Genomic DNA, 14,868 nt, shown 5'->3' on the forward strand with positions numbered 1-14,868 from the left:
ATTTCATATGAATTTATTTTGTAATTTTAAGGAAGAGAATGTTTTTCAGAAGTTCTCGGATTCATTTTTTAATCAACCAAATTTCAGAAATTATGGAAAATATAATATTTAAAGTATCTCCATATCAAGATGAATTGCAGCTACTTATAGACGGAAAGAAAGCAGGATATATGTCCATAGAGGTTGATGGAAGACTGCTGATTGTATACTATACCAAGCTTGAAGAAGAACGTGAAGGAAAAGGATATGCCAAGTTACTCCTTGATGAATTGGTTCGTTATGCAGAAGAAAAAGATCTTCTTGTAGACCCGGAATGTGATTTTGTAAGACAACAGTTTGAAAATCATCCAAGAAGATATAAAGACATCTGGCATGCCTGATCAGTCTTCCCACCAGACCGCAAACTGCTGATCCGGCAGGTTAAGATCTAACATTTCTCCAATCTTCGGAGTAAGAATATCTAAGCCCTTTTCTTTTCCCAAACGGGTAATCTTCTGCAAAGGCTCATTCCATGGATGAAGGGCCAAGGCAAACTTTGTCGCATGAACAGGGATAATACGATTAGCCTTAATATCGATTGCTGCGTGAATCACCTCTTCAGGAAGAGTATGGATATATCTCCATGCTTCTCCGTATTGTCCGTTTTCAAGAATAGCATAATCGAAAGGCCCATATTTATCACCAATCATTTTAAAATGAGAATCATAACCACTGTCTCCGCCCAAAAAGATCTTTTTTGTAGGAGTGATGAGAACATAAGAAGACCAAAGGGTATCATTCTGCTTTATCCTCCTGCCTGAAAAATGTCTTGCAGGAGTAAATGCCAGTTTTATATCATTCTTTAGTTCCACTTCTGTTCCCCATTCTTCTTCAATAAGCTGTGTTTCCTCGTATCCCCACCGTTCAAAATGCGCACCCACTCCCAAAGGAAGAATCACTTTACCTGTACGGTCTTTGATTGATCTCACTGTAGGATAATCCAGATGGTCAAAATGATCATGGGTAATCACTAAATAATCCAAACCGGGAATATCTTCAGGTGTATAGATATCGGATCCTTTAAATGCTTTATTAAAATATTTAAAAGGAGAACCATACCTACTGAGAACCGGATCAATCAGAAATGAAACACCATCGGTTTGAAGATAATAGGAAGAATGTCCCAACCATATAAATACATCTGTATTTTTATCAATGTTTTTCAAATGGGTATAAACAGACGGGATGGGCTTCAGTGGTTTCAGCAACGGATCTTTTTTACCTAAAAAGAAATCATAGGTAACTTTTGACATTTTATACCCTTCGGTAATGGAAGGAGTATAGCTGAGATTTTGAAACTGCCTTTTTTTATACAGCTTAGACTGTTTGATACGTTTCAGCCTTTTTCCTTTAGGAACCGCACCAAATACCTTCATATTGATGATCATAAAAAACGAAACAGTAAGTACAACGATACTTGTAAGAATCCAATAAACCATCTGCAAAAAATAAGTATCAAATGTATTGACTTTTGTTTTTAAATGAAAAGACTGTTTTACTTTTTTACGTAAAAAAGAATCATACAGGGGAGTATTCAACGTCAAACGGCAGGTATTGGAAATAACAGCAATATATCTGCTTTATAAACGTTGTAACTTTTCAGGGTAAAAATACAATTATTAGGCAAAGCTAAAACCAGTTCAAAAACTGGAATGGTTAGTTTACAGCTTTTTAACTAAATTTAGTATGTTTTTCGGAAAATTTATTATTCATTTAGATGATCATTATCTTAAATCTTTCTATTTTAGCAGCTTAAAAACTCAAAATACATTGAAAAATTATTCGATAATATTTCTACTCGCTATTCTTACGTCCTGTGCTTCTATCAGAAGACATAACGAGCAGCGGGCTTCATGTATTCCCCCCGAGAAACTTAGAGAAGATGTAGATTATGCGTATGCTAAATTGCAGCAGATGCATCCTCAACTGTACTGGTACATTCCCAAGAAGGAATTGGATCTTAAATTTGACAGCCTTAAGAAAACCATCACAGAACCTCTTACTCCACTTCAGTTTTATTTTAAATTTCAACCTGTCATTGCCGGAATCCGCGAAGGGCACCTCTCATTAAGAATTCCCAGAAAGAAGTTTACGAAAAGTGAAATTAAAAAGTTTGAACATCAGAAAGGATTGTTCAGCCGTTTTGAGTATTATATAGAAGGAGACAAAATGTTTATTACTCAAAATCGGGATTCTATTGAAAATATACAGCCCGGTACAGAAATTTTATCCATTAATACTATTCCAGTTTCAGACTACATAAAAAAATACAGAAGCCTGATTAGCAGTGATGGTTATAATACAACATTTCAGTCTTATTTTTTAAAAGACCTTTTCTTTAACTTTTATACGGCAGAGCATGGGCTTTCCACCAAAGCAACCCTTGAAACCTTATATAAAGGACAAAAGCACACGTATAATCTAAGCAGAGAGTCCAAGTCTGATACGGATCTTGAAAAGGATAAGGAAATGCAAAAAAGAACTCAGGAAAAGAAACTCAACGATTATGTGGCTTCCAGCAATTCTTATAACCGAAGCTTCAGATTTCTTGATAAAGACAGTTCCATAGCTTATATCAAAGTAAGAAGTTTTTCAAGAGAGTATTCTGATAAGTTCTATAAAAAGACTTTTTCACAGATTAAAAATGCCAATTCAGAATACCTCATCATCGATGTAAGAAATAATTACGGAGGTTCCCTTTATGAGATCAACAACCTGTATTCTTATTTAACGGATCAGCCTTTTACTTTGATAAAACCATCTCAGGTAACGTCCCGAACCACTCCGTTGAGAACCAATTACTTCAGAAAAAGTTCTCCTTTGGAATATGCTTATAAAAGCATTACCTATCCAAGCTACTTTTTTGGACAGGCTTTCAGTACTTATAAAAAAGACGGAAAGATATTCTATAAAATGAAAGCCGACAAACCTACAAAACCCAATAAGGAAGCCTTTCATGGAAAAGTTTTTGTATTGATTAACGGAGGAAGCTTCTCTGCATCTTCTATCATTACTTCAAAGCTTAAAAATGATAAGAGAGCAACTCTTGTGGGAGAAGAAACGGGTGGAGCCAACGACGGAACAGTGGCGGGTTTTTACTCTTTTCAGAAACTTCCCAACTCAGAAATCAAATTTCCAATAGGGCTTCTTCTTGTACAGCCTAATATTGATTTTACAGATTCCAAAAAAGGAGTTCTTCCTGACGTTGTAGTGAAAGAAACCATGCAGGATATCATTGATAAAAAAGATCCTCAACTGGATTGGATAAAGAGCGAAATTGCCAAAGAAAAAAAGAAATAATATTATTTTTTAAGGGTAGAATATCGACTCGGCGGGCTTTCAGCCCGCCGAGTCGATCGTTATCTTTTCAAATCTTCCAAAAGACTTTCAATATGTTTTATATATCTTCCATAGTAATGTTGAAACCAAAACTTACCGACTATGTAAAGCAAAAACAATCCTCCTATCACAGTGCTTATTAATATGGTGGCAATCTTTACTTCGCTCAAAGGTTTAGGCCAGGGGATAAACTCGAGTACGATCAGGATTTCACAAACCAGAAATGGAGCGAAGCTGATATAATACGAAAGGTAATACTGTTTATTAAGAGTAAGCTGCATCACAAGATCTCTCAGAGAATCGTATGTCTGCAGTACAGGATTGCTGATCTCATTGTAAATTTTAAAAAACTTACTGAAAAAGAACACCGTAACAATAAGCATGGAAGCAATCAAAACGGTGATATACAGTTGAAGTTTAAAAGGTTCACACATAGAGCACACTAAAAAAGCAAAAATAAAAGTGACTATTATCCCCCAGAATTCTTTCCGCATATTTTTGCGCATCTTTTCCAGAGGAAGGTTAATTTTATTTCGTTGCTCGATACTTATTTCCGGGGTTTCTTCCGTCCTATCTTCATTCCAGGTATTTTTCAATTCATCGATATTCATGGGATTGCAGATTTAATATTGTACTATTTTTTATTTTGACTTAAGATATCTTTCAGTTTATTTTTTGCGCGGTTCATTTTTACCCTGACATTACCTTCGGAAATTCCCATTTCCTGGGCAATTTGCTTTCCTGAGAAATCTTCCAGATAATAGAATATGAAAGCTTTATCGATAGGATTGAGCAGATGAATGGCGGTATACATTTCAGACAGTTTTTCTTCTTTAGCATCATTATACTCTTCTTGGGCTATGATTTGGTTGGAGAAATCTTCATTCGCAATAAAACTTCTCCTCTTTTCAGTTCTGAGGAAGATAATAGCCGTATTTAAAGCAATTCTGTATAACCAGGTTGAAAATTCGCTTTCTCCTCTAAAGCTCGGATATGCTTTCCATAGCTGATAGGTAATTTCCTGAAAAAGATCATTACGGTCGTCTTTTTCAGTCATGTACATTTTAGAAATCTTAAAAATGATTCCTTTATGCTTTTCTATCTTACTTATAAACTCTTGTTCTAATGAGGTCATAACTTGTTACTCTGCAGAGTTAGTTTTCATTCAGAAAAAATGTTACATATAGATACAAAAAAACCCAACAGAAAATACTGTCAGGCTCTCATTGTGTTTTTTAACTGCTACTATTTTCCTAGGATAGTATTGTACGAAATAATTTTTAGGATTTTATCTTCAGCTCTAAGTATGGCAAATAATACCATAAATCAGCTTATAATTCATTAATTATTTCACAGTTAGTAGGAAAAAAGCAAAAATGTTACATATTTTTTCCAAAAAAAAATGACAATATTTCTACTGTCAGCTTTTTTCAATTCTTATTGAAAAAGATTTGCTTTTTAGCGAAATGAGGAAGAAGCTTTAATTCAATCTATCCAAAGCTCTCTGCAAACTTCTGAGGTCTATACAATCCATCTTGGCTCCGATAATAATAACAATCAAAAGTACCAGGGTTAGAAATACAATGATAAAAATATAAACAGATACAAACCAGATGACCGTATTCAGGATATTTCCTTTAATTCCCATTCTCTTCATAAAAAACTTTTGGGACCGTTCAAACCAGCTTTTTTTCTTTTCTTTCTGAGGTTTCACGTCTACCCTATTAAGTTCGTCTACCAGTTGCACAACATGATCAATATATCTGCCGTACATATAGTAGACCCAATATTTTATCATAAAAGCGATTAAAAGAACCGTAATCAAAAGGCTGATTCCGAAAATCGCCAGGTTATATTCCATTTCAAAATGAAAGTTGATTTTGATCAGAGATAAAAGAAATCCCAAAGGAATATAGACAATATAGTAGGAGATGTAGATTTCTTTAGATACAAGAAGCTGTGTTTTAAGATTAAAAAGATCATAATTTGTATTCATACTGTTCTTCCGAAGCAGTTTATAAAGCTTACGGAATCTGGAGTAGAAATACATCATGAAAGCAAGCGTGAGAACCGTTACAAATATAGAAATGATCTTAATATTAGAATCACCCGAAGCAAACGGAAAACCGATCAAAAGCATGGGCAGCGTAATAACCATCAGCCAAAACTCAGTTTTCATATTAATTTTCAGCATTTGCAGTGGAGAATGAATCTCCTGCTGTTTTTCAAGAGAAATTTCAGGAGGTTCCTGCCCTGTATCTTTGTTCCAAAGTTCTTTAAAGTTGTCTAGTTTCATGGTTTGTTTTTTAATTTGAACCTGCCCTTTGCTGTTTTGCAATAATATCTTTCAATTTTTCTTTGGCCCTTTTAAGCTTTACCCTCGCATTCACTTCCGTTATTCCAAGCTGTTGAGCAATCTCTTTTCCTGAAAAATCCTCCAGAAAGAAAAAAATAAGTGCCTTATCGATAGGACTCAACTGATGAATCGCTTCGTACATCAGCTTCATATTCCGGTCATCGGTATCATTGTAAGGTTCCTGGGGAGTACGCAGCCCATCGATATCCTGATTCTGGATAAAACTACGTTTTTTTTCACTTCGGAGAAAAACAATTGCAGTATTGAGCGCAGTTCTGTACAACCAAGTCGAGAAATCACTCCTCTTCTGAAAATCACCATATGATTTCCAGGCCTGGTAAATGATCTCCTGATAGAGGTCATTCTGATCGTCCTTATTATCCATATACATTTTAGAGATCTTGAAAACAACACCTTTGTGCTTTTCAATTTTCTCTAAAAATTCTTTTTCCCGTGAAGACATAGCACAGACAAATCATTGGATACTATCAAAAAAAGATATTACCCTCATTATAACACAAAACTTATTTCCCGGCATCAAGTTAAAAAAATCCTCAAAAAACACTACTGTTTATTGAGGATTTTATTTTATGTTAAATAGATTTGAAAATAATTACTAAAAAATATAGTCTGTACTTAAAAAGTTCGAATCGTGTTCTCTTACTATTGTATTCAATAATGCCTTGTTAGAATCCGTCAGTTTGGCGGCTACCAAAGATCTTATCGAGAACGAACGAAGCGCATCAAATACAGAAAGCGTTCCTTCCGCACTGTCTTTTCTCCCCGTAAACGGAAATACATCCGGTCCGCGTTGTGCCTGGCAGTTAATATTCACGCGGCTTACAAGATTCACAAAAGGATCTATCAGCTGGGCCACTTCATGAGGATCTTCACTGAAAATACTTACCTGCATCCCATGAGAAGCATTCACCTGATATTCTATCGGTTCTTCAATATCTTCGAACGGAACCACTGGAATCACCGGCCCGAACTGTTCTTCATGATACAGCTTCATATCACTGTTTACAGGATATACTACCGCCGGAAATACAAAAGACTCTTCCGTATATCCTCCGTTTTCATTTAAAACAGTGGCTCCTTTAAGCAGTGCATCATCAATACACTCTTTCAGATAAGGAGGTTTGTTCACCTCCGGAAGCGGTGTTACTTTTACCTCTTTTTCCCAAGGTAGTCCCGGTTTTAGAGCAGAAACCGCCTCACTTAGTTTTTTGGTAAACTCTGCTGCCACCTCTTTCTGTACAAAGATCAGTTTCAAAGCTGTGCAACGTTGTCCGTTGAAAGAAAGTGCTCCTAAAATACATTCGCTTACTGCTACGTCAAGATTTGCATTCTTAGTCACAATCGCGGCATTTTTAGCATCCAGGCTCAAGATTGCTCTTAAACGGTTCACTTTCGGATGCAGCTTCTTCAAACCATTGGCTACTTTACTCGATCCGATAAAAGCAAGAACATTCACTTTTCCGCTTTCCATGATCGGTGTAATAATTTCAGATCCTTTTCCGTACAAGGTATTCACTGTTCCTTTCGGGAAAGCTTCTTTAAAGGCATTCAATAAAGGATAATGGGCAAGCACTCCATGTTTCGGAAGTTTAAACAGAATCGTATTCCCCATAATCAAAGCAGGAATCAGGGTGGTAAAAATCTCGTTCAAAGGATAATTGAACGGTCCCATACTTAGCACCACTCCCAATGGCGCTCTTCTGATTTGAGCAATGGTACCTTCTGCCTGCTGAAAGCGTGAAGATTCTCTGTCGAGATCCTTCAAAGCATCAATGGTCTGGTTGATATAATCTACGGTACGGTCAAATTCTTTGGTAGAGTCTGCCAGTGTTTTGCCGATCTCCCACATTAATAATTTAATGATCAGATCACGCTGCTGAATCATCAGGTATACAAACTTCTGCATACATTTGATTCTTCCTTCTACAGACATGGTAGGCCACTCTCCCAGCCCGTTATCATATGCTTTTACACAGGCTTCCAGCACTTCCATTGCTTCTTCCGGGCCTATATTCGGGATACTTCCCAATAGTTTCCTTTCTAAACCGTTTTCTGTAGGAATGCATACCGGAGAATAAATATGGGTAACTTCTCCCTTCCACTCTACAAGTTCACCATTCAAAAGATAGGTTTTCTGGTGAATTACCGGAACTTTATATTCTTCCGGAATATCGTTTTCGTTTTTAAAAATATCTTGGAATGATGCTGTCTTTTCTGAATTCATACGTCTTTCTATTTTTTAATGTGATTATAATACTCCTGATGTCGGAGGTTTAACAATATAAAGGTAGAGGTAAAATTCTTTGCAAAAAATAACCTGCTAATAGATTTACTCTATTTAAATTAAAATTAACGTTACCTCCTAAAAAAAGAATAATTTAGCTTAAAAAATAAATTTCATGTTTTCAAAATTCGTTTTCAGTACTCTATTATTCTTTTCTGCGATGAGTTTCGCCCAAAATACCAAAGCCCCCAATACTGTTTTGATGAAAGGAGAACCTGTACGTACTTATTCCCACTTACCGGCTATCAACAAACCAGCTCCCAAGTTTACCCTTACCGATGTTAATATGAATGATCAGACTTTGGATTCTTACAAAGGAAGGTATGTCATTTTAAATATCTTCCCAAGTGTAGATACAGGAGTTTGCTCAGCATCTGTTCATCATTTCAATGAGCAGGCAGCGAATCTTCCTAATACATTAGTGCTTTGTATTTCGAAAGACTTGCCGTTTGCACAGAAAAGATTCTGTGGTGCTGAGGGAATTAATAATGTTGTGATGCTTTCAGATTTCCGTTCCGACTTTGGATGGAACTATGGAGTGGAAATGATAGATTCTCCTATGAAAGGGCTTCTGAGCAGAGCTGTTGTGGTGATAGATCCTTCTGGAAAAATCATTTATGAAGAACAGGTGGCTGATATTTCAAACGAACCCAACTATGAAGCTGCCATTGCCGCTGTAAAATAAACGGTTCGGCTTTATAATAATATAATAATACAACTCTCCGGCGATCAAAGATCGCCGGAGAGTTGTATTTAAAGCATTCTCTATTCTAGTAGTACAAAAACCTGTTTACCCGTAAAAAAGGCATATTACAGCAGCACATTTAATCGTCTCCACCTCCAAGAGAGTTAAATTCTTTTGTCGAATAATGCAGAAACAGCAAAAGAAGTAAATCATCAACAGACTCATCTACATCAATATAAAAAACAGACTGTTTATATCCTTTTCTTTCTTCCCGTATCTCGATTAATAGTTTTCCTTTTTCTATCAGCTGGTTTGTCTTTTTTAATTTAAAATGGAAAATTCGTACGCCCTGCCCTGATTTAATGATTCTTTCTTTAACCAGATCTGTAAAATAAACGACTGTACTGGAATCAAAAAGCTCTGCATCGTTCTTCAAAAATCCTACATTTTTAATATCATATTTTTTAGAATCTAAAACTATATAATGCTTATAATACAACCATTTCCTTGTCTCTATTATTCTTCCTATTTCATTTTGGGTATCTGAAACCAGTATGATATTTCCTTCCTGATAGTGTGCTGTATACTTTTTCAATTATTTTCTTTTTGTGGTGATCATAAGAACCCCGTTTTTCCCATCTTTACCATATCGTTTTACAGCATCTTCAAGTAAAAGAGAAGTGACATTTTCAATATCGTCAGGAGGTAATTTTTTCATTTCTTCAATTGAGCTTTTTTTGCCATTAATGATAATCAAAGGCGGAGCTGTTTTTTGTGATAGTGGAGCTCCTGTTCTTACGGGTTTTGGAAGTGCCAAGGGTTTCCCGAGTATCATTGCAGTAGGTTTTGTACTTTTTATTTCATGAGGCTTTGTTTCCTGGGCGTGAACTGTATTCACGAAACTTCCGCCCACCAACAATCCCAGGGCTAATGTTCCGGCTATTGAAAAGTTCAGATTTTTGTTCAGCTGATCTTCCCGGAACTTTCCACATATACCTTCCTCCGGATTGAAGCGCGTTACTAATTCTTCGTCTGAAAAACCTGTAAAATCGTGAACTGTTTTGGAGCAAACTGCACAAAATCTGCCTTTTTCATCAGGAGTCATATCAGCCCAATTTTCATGGCAGGGCTTTGGAATGGTAATTTTCATACAATATCTTTTATAATAAGGATGCCTGGGTTATTCAAAAGGTTGGAAACAGATCTTAAAATCTAGTATTTATAAATATCAATTAATTCAATCGCAACAGGAATATGAAGAGAGTCTAATTTCCTCTTAAAGTCTTGATGATTTAAACTACCAATTACATGGTTTTTATCGGTATTCAGAATCCAAAAATCCTTTACATCCTTATCAGGAATTTCGTAGGTGTCCAAACGGTCTTTGCTACGTCTTTTTAATCCCTGACGTTCAGCTAAAATAAATTCATTGTATACATTTACTTTAATGACCATTGAAGGTATAATGGCCGTTTCATTATTCCAGCCATTACTGGGCGCTATAAATATTTCGTGGGCCGAGTTTCGGACAAGCACATATCCTCCCGTCATACTTTTAGAAAAATCCTGTACTCCCGGTCCAAAAGCAAACGGAAAAGCTCTTGGCATTATCCTTTTTTGGAAAAGACCTATCAGCAGTAAGAGCAAAATCGAACTACACAACAAAAGAGCTTTTTTAAGATAGTTCTTCATTTACTCTCAAAACTATTTTAACAGTAAAAGGATTTTCTTTCTGAAAATAAAAACAACAATTCCCGACAGCAGTAAGGCAGCAAGTGACAATAGTGTTTCCATATTGTCAAAACCTTTAGATTCCTGAACGTAATTCAGTACTTCTTCATCTACAGGCTCTTTAGGTGGACAAAGCTTCAGCCTTTTCTCCATCAGAGAACTGTCAAACCCGTATTCTTCTGCTAACCGATAATCGTTCCCTGCATCTGCCTTAGAATCCATTAAAAAAGCGATGTTTCCCAGATCAAATAAAAGCTGTGCAACAATTTTATCTTCAGGTTTTACAAAAGATATTCTTTCGTTCAGCTGATAATACACCTGCATTCTCAGGGTCTCAAGCTCGTCCAGACTTAGATTGGATTTGGGATATTCTTCATTTCCGAAGTCTTTTCCGATAAGATGCATAGAAGAAATATAATCGTCGCCTTTTATTTTAGCTTTCAGGATATTCACATGAATCCATTCGGAACGCAAATGAGATTCAGGATTTATTTTCACTGCCTTCTCAATCCATTTCAGGGCTTCTGTATTCTCCCCTATCAGTTCGTAAGCTGTTCCCATGTTAGAATAGGTAGAATATCTGCCAGGCTTCATAGATTCTATCTTTTTATAGAGCTGAATCGCTTCTTTGTATCTTCCCAACACGATCAGAATAAATCCCTTATCCGACAGGTAGTCTAATTCTTTAGTAGTATTGTATCCTTTTTCCAGCGTCACAAGAAACTCATCCAATTGTTCTCTTGTTCCAAAGCTATGACCGTACGGAACATTCCCTTTATGATCAGCGTATAATACTTGGCTATTGGCTAAAACCATCTGTTCTCCATTAAGGCAAGCCAAAGCAGGTATTGAAAATAAAATGGTAAAAATAAGACTGAAAAAAAGTTTATTCATGGATGTATTAGTATTTCTTTGGTTAATATGAAGCCCAAAAATATAAAATCTTTGCGCCTTTGCGAACTTCCAACCTGTATATTTTTGTTGGAGAATTTTTGTTAGGAAATTACAAACATGCAAAATAGTATTTTAAAGTAGATTGTTAAGAGTCCTTACATTATAGATAATGAATAAAAGCCTAGCAGCTTTCATCAGTTCATTCACATCTGAGTAAGGTTGTTTTGAGGTTGGAAGTTTTGGAGTTATGGGAACCCGCAATTTTTATCCAACATCATTATTTAATTTTGAGATATTAAAATATTATAAACACGTTTTTGAAACAAAACATCGATATATATATAACGACCATGAATCTCACTTATAGAATTTTACTAACATTTAACGCTACGTCCTTAATCATAGTAGTTTTTTTAATTAAAGAAGAAATCACTTTAAATTCTTTATGCAACGACTTTCAATGCTTACCTCATTATGTATCATACGTTATTTATTTTTTGGCACCAGTTATACTAACATATTTAAGCTTACTTATTTCTAAATTTTTAGGTACAGCTAATATCAGTAAAGGATCAATACTGGAAGTAGAAAATGCAAATAATGCATTTTTACCAAGTTACTTAGGTTATTTTTTCGTTGCCTTAAGTGTAAACAATGAAGAAACATTAATTTTTGTTTTTATAATACTTTTTATTTTTACTTTTTTATCACAAACCTTATACTTCAACCCTTTATTTTTAATATTTAGATACCACTTTTACAATGTCACAACTAATAATAAAGCTAAGTTATTTATAATATCTAAAAATCAAATAACTAAAGTAGATGACATTGAATTTCCAATATTGAAACGGGTAAACAACTTCACCTTTATAGATAAAAGCAAATAATTATGAATTACTTAATAGCAAAAAAAAAGAGGACAAATAATACTTTTTTCCTTGTATTATCTCAAGAAGATAAAATATACGAACTTCCAATAGACTTACAAAACATCAAGAATTACGATACAAATTATAAATTAGAAGATGATGAGTGGTTTGGAGTTACAAATTTTAGCGAAACTAATTATTGCATTCCTTTATTAATCGAAGACTTCAATAGCGCTGAACATCATCAAATAGGACGAAATCAATATAATTTAGTAAAGTTCTTTTGTTCATTTCAGGACAATGATGACTACTGTTTTCAAAGATTTACGCTTGGCAATATCATTAATAAAAAATGGATTTCATTAAGTGGAGAGCCAGAAATTAAAATTAATCAACCAATTTTAATAATTAAATCTATTCCTGATGCCATTTATAAAAAATCAACAGATACTCTTTACTTTAAAAATTTAAGCGATGTAAAATCTATTTTTCCAGAAATAATTGAATTATATAGAGAGGCTACAGATGAAGAAACTGAAACTTTTCTAAATAGTGATTTTATTACCTTAAATGGCGGATTTGACAAGTCCAAAGTTAATACAGCAAATAGAAAAAGGGTTGCTATGGTAGTTGAGACTCTTGCAAATCTAGAAGGGGAAGATAAAATTCAAATTCATAATTATATTAGAAAATATTGTCCAGATCTTGAATTTTCAGAAGAAAGGGGAAAATTTACTATATCAAACGAAGATAATCTTAAAAATTTAATCTTCGGAATTGAACAACGTTTTTATACAACATTAGTTGGTAATGAAAGAAGATTAGCAAATTCCATATCAAAACTAATAGATTAGATATATTAATCTACGACAATATATAACTTTTACACCTTCAACGCTAAAGGCTTATAAGTTATTTTTTCAACAAATTAACTTATGCAAAAAATAAATTTAATACTTATTTTAGTTTTTTTTTCGCTTATAAATTGTAAAAAATCGAATATTTATTTAAATTATAATTTTGATAAATTACAAGATGTAAGTTTAAATAAGAACAATGAAATTGATTCACTAAAAATGTACGGATTTGATGATTCTAATAAAGCATATGAAATACAAGGTAAAAATATTTTTCTTAGAGAGGGACCAGGGCAAAATTATAAGAAATTAATAAATCAAAAAGCCACAGATGCTTTGGGAGAAACTAACTATATGCAAGTGGATTATACTTGTCTAGTTTCTATTGAAGAAGAAAAAAATAATTGGGCTAAAGTAAGAGTTGTAGATCCTTCTTATTTATCTACAACACATTATGGATGGATCCCACTAAAAAACATTGTGCAAAATAATGATAATGAAGGGCAAACTTCCAATGTAAATCTATCCCCGTTACAATATGAGATCATTTCAACAACTGAAAATAATGTAAGTAAAAATTATTATATCTACCTTAATACAAATAGCTTATCAAAAAATGAAATATCAGCTTTTATAAAGCAATTTAGAGAAAAGCATTGTTCAACATGCACTATCTCCATTTTTGACACGAAATTAATTAAAAATCTAATAGAAGCATATCCTTTAGATAAAGATGAATATCTAAAATTTGCAGATCATTTTGTTGCCTGGTCTACATTTGATGTTCCAAAATCAATTAGCTTTTACCCTTTTCAGGATTTAAAGTATAGAGAATATGGAGGTAAAAACTTTAAAGAACAAAAAATGAAATAAAGTATAATATCCTAATAATAAAAACCTGCTGTATAGCAGGTTTTTATTATTAGGATATTGTTATTCCGTTGCTTCTGTAAGATGAAAATATCTTGGATCAGGATATTGAAATTCAAAATTTAGTTCTGAGATCAGTTTTGCAGGAGAAATTGTTCTTCCGTGCGAAGTACGTTCCCCGGAATACGGCAAGCTCTTCTGAGCATTGATTATCTCTTCCTTATTAGGATGAACGGGAGCCACTACATTATATACTTTAGCCTTAGACTGCTGATCCAGCATCTTCTCCACAACGGAACAGATATCAGCATAGTGAATATGATTCACCAAAAGATCCAGGTTGGAAATGTTATAATTTTTTAAAAGACGGTTATCTCCCATTAACCCTGCGAGTCTCAAAATATTGACATCAGGAAATCTGCTTTTGATACCATACTCACTTGGAATATCATCTGCAGGCTGATCATCTTCTGTGAATTCTTTATCAATCATAGGATATACTCCTGTAGAACTCATCATCAACAGCTGGCCTTTATAATCACCCAGAAATGCCAGTACATTGTGTGCCTTTCCATTCATAGGAACTTCTACTCCTCTTATTCCTGAAAACGGAACGGTAATGATCACAGCATCCAGTTGTGAAGCGACTTCCCATTCCTGAATGTTCTCAGCAATATCTTCATCCGGAAAATCTACCAGTGTGGGATGATATCCTTTGGCAGAGAGGTCTTCTATTTTAGACTCGGTAGTGGTGGTTGCAAAAATTTCATAATGCCCGGACAGTTTCTCCGCAATATGACCACCCAGCCAGCCGCAGCCAATTATTCCTATTTTTTTCATTGTTTCGCTTCTGAATTTATGGTTTAAAGATGTTTAAAATTTCAATGCAAACCAAGAAAGTAACGGAATATTGAACAGTT

At 34.4% G+C, this 14,868-nt stretch carries 17 protein-coding genes; 6 read left to right on the plus strand and 11 right to left on the minus strand.

Annotated features, from left to right (window positions below):
• Window positions 1-92 precede the first annotated feature (92 nt).
• Window positions 93-380, plus strand: a complete 288-nt coding sequence (locus ACQ76T_RS09565) for a GNAT family N-acetyltransferase (protein ID WP_422693027.1) — start codon at window positions 93-95, stop codon at window positions 378-380.
• On the opposite strand, the gene ACQ76T_RS09570 is transcribed toward ACQ76T_RS09565, so the two are convergent.
• On the minus strand, window positions 381-1,478 hold the full coding sequence (locus tag ACQ76T_RS09570; protein ID WP_431343079.1) for an MBL fold metallo-hydrolase: 1,098 nt from the start codon (window positions 1,476-1,478) through the stop codon (window positions 381-383).
• Window positions 1,479-1,725: 247 nt separating this feature from the next.
• Between ACQ76T_RS09570 and ACQ76T_RS09575 the strand changes: the two genes are divergently transcribed.
• Window positions 1,726-3,339 carry a S41 family peptidase gene (locus ACQ76T_RS09575; protein ID WP_431343080.1) on the plus strand — a complete coding sequence of 538 codons (1,614 nt, stop codon included), beginning with the start codon at window positions 1,726-1,728 and terminating at the stop codon, window positions 3,337-3,339.
• A gap of 59 nt (window positions 3,340-3,398) precedes the next feature.
• On the opposite strand, the gene ACQ76T_RS09580 is transcribed toward ACQ76T_RS09575, so the two are convergent.
• The 5 genes from ACQ76T_RS09580 to ACQ76T_RS09600 all read right to left on the minus strand — a co-directional run bounded on the left by ACQ76T_RS09580 (window position 3,399) and on the right by ACQ76T_RS09600 (window position 7,979).
• Window positions 3,399-3,989 carry a hypothetical protein gene (locus ACQ76T_RS09580; protein ID WP_431343081.1) on the minus strand — a complete coding sequence of 197 codons (591 nt, stop codon included), beginning with the start codon at window positions 3,987-3,989 and terminating at the stop codon, window positions 3,399-3,401.
• A gap of 23 nt (window positions 3,990-4,012) precedes the next feature.
• Window positions 4,013-4,513 (minus strand): RNA polymerase sigma factor, encoded by a 501-nt coding sequence (locus ACQ76T_RS09585; RefSeq protein WP_431343082.1) that lies wholly within the window; start codon window positions 4,511-4,513, stop codon window positions 4,013-4,015.
• Window positions 4,514-4,858: 345 nt separating this feature from the next.
• Window positions 4,859-5,674 (minus strand): hypothetical protein, encoded by an 816-nt coding sequence (locus ACQ76T_RS09590; RefSeq protein ID WP_431343083.1) that lies wholly within the window; start codon window positions 5,672-5,674, stop codon window positions 4,859-4,861.
• A 10-nt stretch (window positions 5,675-5,684) separates the two neighbouring features.
• The gene (locus ACQ76T_RS09595) at window positions 5,685-6,197 is read right to left on the minus strand and encodes an RNA polymerase sigma factor (RefSeq protein WP_431343084.1); all 513 of its coding nucleotides are present in this window, start codon (window positions 6,195-6,197) and stop codon (window positions 5,685-5,687) included.
• A 153-nt stretch (window positions 6,198-6,350) separates the two neighbouring features.
• Window positions 6,351-7,979, minus strand: a complete 1,629-nt coding sequence (locus ACQ76T_RS09600; RefSeq protein ID WP_431343085.1) for an NADP-dependent glyceraldehyde-3-phosphate dehydrogenase — start codon at window positions 7,977-7,979, stop codon at window positions 6,351-6,353.
• Window positions 7,980-8,154: 175 nt separating this feature from the next.
• On the opposite strand from ACQ76T_RS09600, the gene tpx reads away from it, so the two are divergent.
• Entirely contained in the window at window positions 8,155-8,724 is a 570-nt protein-coding gene (tpx, locus tag ACQ76T_RS09605) for a thiol peroxidase (RefSeq protein WP_431343086.1), read from the plus strand.
• Window positions 8,725-8,863: 139 nt separating this feature from the next.
• Here the strand turns inward: tpx and ACQ76T_RS09610 are convergent, their stop codons facing one another.
• From ACQ76T_RS09610 to ACQ76T_RS09625, 4 genes are all read right to left on the minus strand, one after another.
• Complete coding sequence (locus ACQ76T_RS09610; RefSeq protein ID WP_431343087.1) at window positions 8,864-9,319, minus strand: hypothetical protein; 456 nt, start codon at window positions 9,317-9,319, stop codon at window positions 8,864-8,866.
• The gene (locus ACQ76T_RS09615; RefSeq protein WP_431343088.1) at window positions 9,320-9,874 is read right to left on the minus strand and encodes a hypothetical protein; all 555 of its coding nucleotides are present in this window, start codon (window positions 9,872-9,874) and stop codon (window positions 9,320-9,322) included.
• A 62-nt stretch (window positions 9,875-9,936) separates the two neighbouring features.
• Window positions 9,937-10,332, minus strand: coding sequence for a DUF3997 domain-containing protein (locus tag ACQ76T_RS09620; RefSeq protein ID WP_431343089.1), 396 nt, complete (start codon window positions 10,330-10,332; stop codon window positions 9,937-9,939).
• 96 nt (window positions 10,333-10,428) lie between these two features.
• Entirely contained in the window at window positions 10,429-11,349 is a 921-nt protein-coding gene (locus ACQ76T_RS09625; RefSeq protein WP_431343090.1) for a tetratricopeptide repeat protein, read from the minus strand.
• Between the two features lie 350 nt (window positions 11,350-11,699).
• On the opposite strand from ACQ76T_RS09625, the gene ACQ76T_RS09630 reads away from it, so the two are divergent.
• The 3 genes from ACQ76T_RS09630 (at window position 11,700) to ACQ76T_RS09640 (ending at window position 13,951) form a co-directional block, all read left to right on the plus strand.
• On the plus strand, window positions 11,700-12,239 hold the full coding sequence (locus tag ACQ76T_RS09630; protein WP_431343091.1) for a hypothetical protein: 540 nt from the start codon (window positions 11,700-11,702) through the stop codon (window positions 12,237-12,239).
• Between the two features lie 2 nt (window positions 12,240-12,241).
• Window positions 12,242-13,075 carry a hypothetical protein gene (locus ACQ76T_RS09635; protein WP_431343092.1) on the plus strand — a complete coding sequence of 278 codons (834 nt, stop codon included), beginning with the start codon at window positions 12,242-12,244 and terminating at the stop codon, window positions 13,073-13,075.
• Window positions 13,076-13,156: 81 nt separating this feature from the next.
• Window positions 13,157-13,951, plus strand: a complete 795-nt coding sequence (locus tag ACQ76T_RS09640) for a hypothetical protein (RefSeq protein ID WP_431343093.1) — start codon at window positions 13,157-13,159, stop codon at window positions 13,949-13,951.
• 60 nt (window positions 13,952-14,011) lie between these two features.
• On the opposite strand, the gene ACQ76T_RS09645 is transcribed toward ACQ76T_RS09640, so the two are convergent.
• Window positions 14,012-14,788 carry a hypothetical protein gene (locus ACQ76T_RS09645; RefSeq protein ID WP_431343094.1) on the minus strand — a complete coding sequence of 259 codons (777 nt, stop codon included), beginning with the start codon at window positions 14,786-14,788 and terminating at the stop codon, window positions 14,012-14,014.
• Window positions 14,789-14,868: the final 80 nt, after the last annotated feature.

It is taken from the genome of Chryseobacterium sp. JK1 (assembly GCF_050632815.1).
GTDB lineage: Bacteria > Bacteroidota > Bacteroidia > Flavobacteriales > Weeksellaceae > Chryseobacterium.

Coding starts and splice junctions, on each gene's coding strand:
- ACQ76T_RS09565 (WP_422693027.1), top strand. CDS start 93: ATGGAAAATATAATATTTAAAGTATCTCCATATCAAGATGAATTGCAG.
- ACQ76T_RS09570 (WP_431343079.1), bottom strand. CDS start 1,478: ATGGTTTATTGGATTCTTACAAGTATCGTTGTACTTACTGTTTCGTTT.
- ACQ76T_RS09575 (WP_431343080.1), top strand. CDS start 1,726: ATGTTTTTCGGAAAATTTATTATTCATTTAGATGATCATTATCTTAAA.
- ACQ76T_RS09580 (WP_431343081.1), bottom strand. CDS start 3,989: ATGAATATCGATGAATTGAAAAATACCTGGAATGAAGATAGGACGGAA.
- ACQ76T_RS09585 (WP_431343082.1), bottom strand. CDS start 4,513: ATGACCTCATTAGAACAAGAGTTTATAAGTAAGATAGAAAAGCATAAA.
- ACQ76T_RS09590 (WP_431343083.1), bottom strand. CDS start 5,674: ATGAAACTAGACAACTTTAAAGAACTTTGGAACAAAGATACAGGGCAG.
- ACQ76T_RS09595 (WP_431343084.1), bottom strand. CDS start 6,197: ATGTCTTCACGGGAAAAAGAATTTTTAGAGAAAATTGAAAAGCACAAA.
- ACQ76T_RS09600 (WP_431343085.1), bottom strand. CDS start 7,979: ATGAATTCAGAAAAGACAGCATCATTCCAAGATATTTTTAAAAACGAA.
- tpx (WP_431343086.1), top strand. CDS start 8,155: ATGTTTTCAAAATTCGTTTTCAGTACTCTATTATTCTTTTCTGCGATG.
- ACQ76T_RS09615 (WP_431343088.1), bottom strand. CDS start 9,874: ATGAAAATTACCATTCCAAAGCCCTGCCATGAAAATTGGGCTGATATG.
- ACQ76T_RS09620 (WP_431343089.1), bottom strand. CDS start 10,332: ATGCCAAGAGCTTTTCCGTTTGCTTTTGGACCGGGAGTACAGGATTTT.
- ACQ76T_RS09625 (WP_431343090.1), bottom strand. CDS start 11,349: ATGAATAAACTTTTTTTCAGTCTTATTTTTACCATTTTATTTTCAATA.
- ACQ76T_RS09630 (WP_431343091.1), top strand. CDS start 11,700: ATGAATCTCACTTATAGAATTTTACTAACATTTAACGCTACGTCCTTA.
- ACQ76T_RS09635 (WP_431343092.1), top strand. CDS start 12,242: ATGAATTACTTAATAGCAAAAAAAAAGAGGACAAATAATACTTTTTTC.
- ACQ76T_RS09640 (WP_431343093.1), top strand. CDS start 13,157: ATGCAAAAAATAAATTTAATACTTATTTTAGTTTTTTTTTCGCTTATA.
- ACQ76T_RS09645 (WP_431343094.1), bottom strand. CDS start 14,788: ATGAAAAAAATAGGAATAATTGGCTGCGGCTGGCTGGGTGGTCATATT.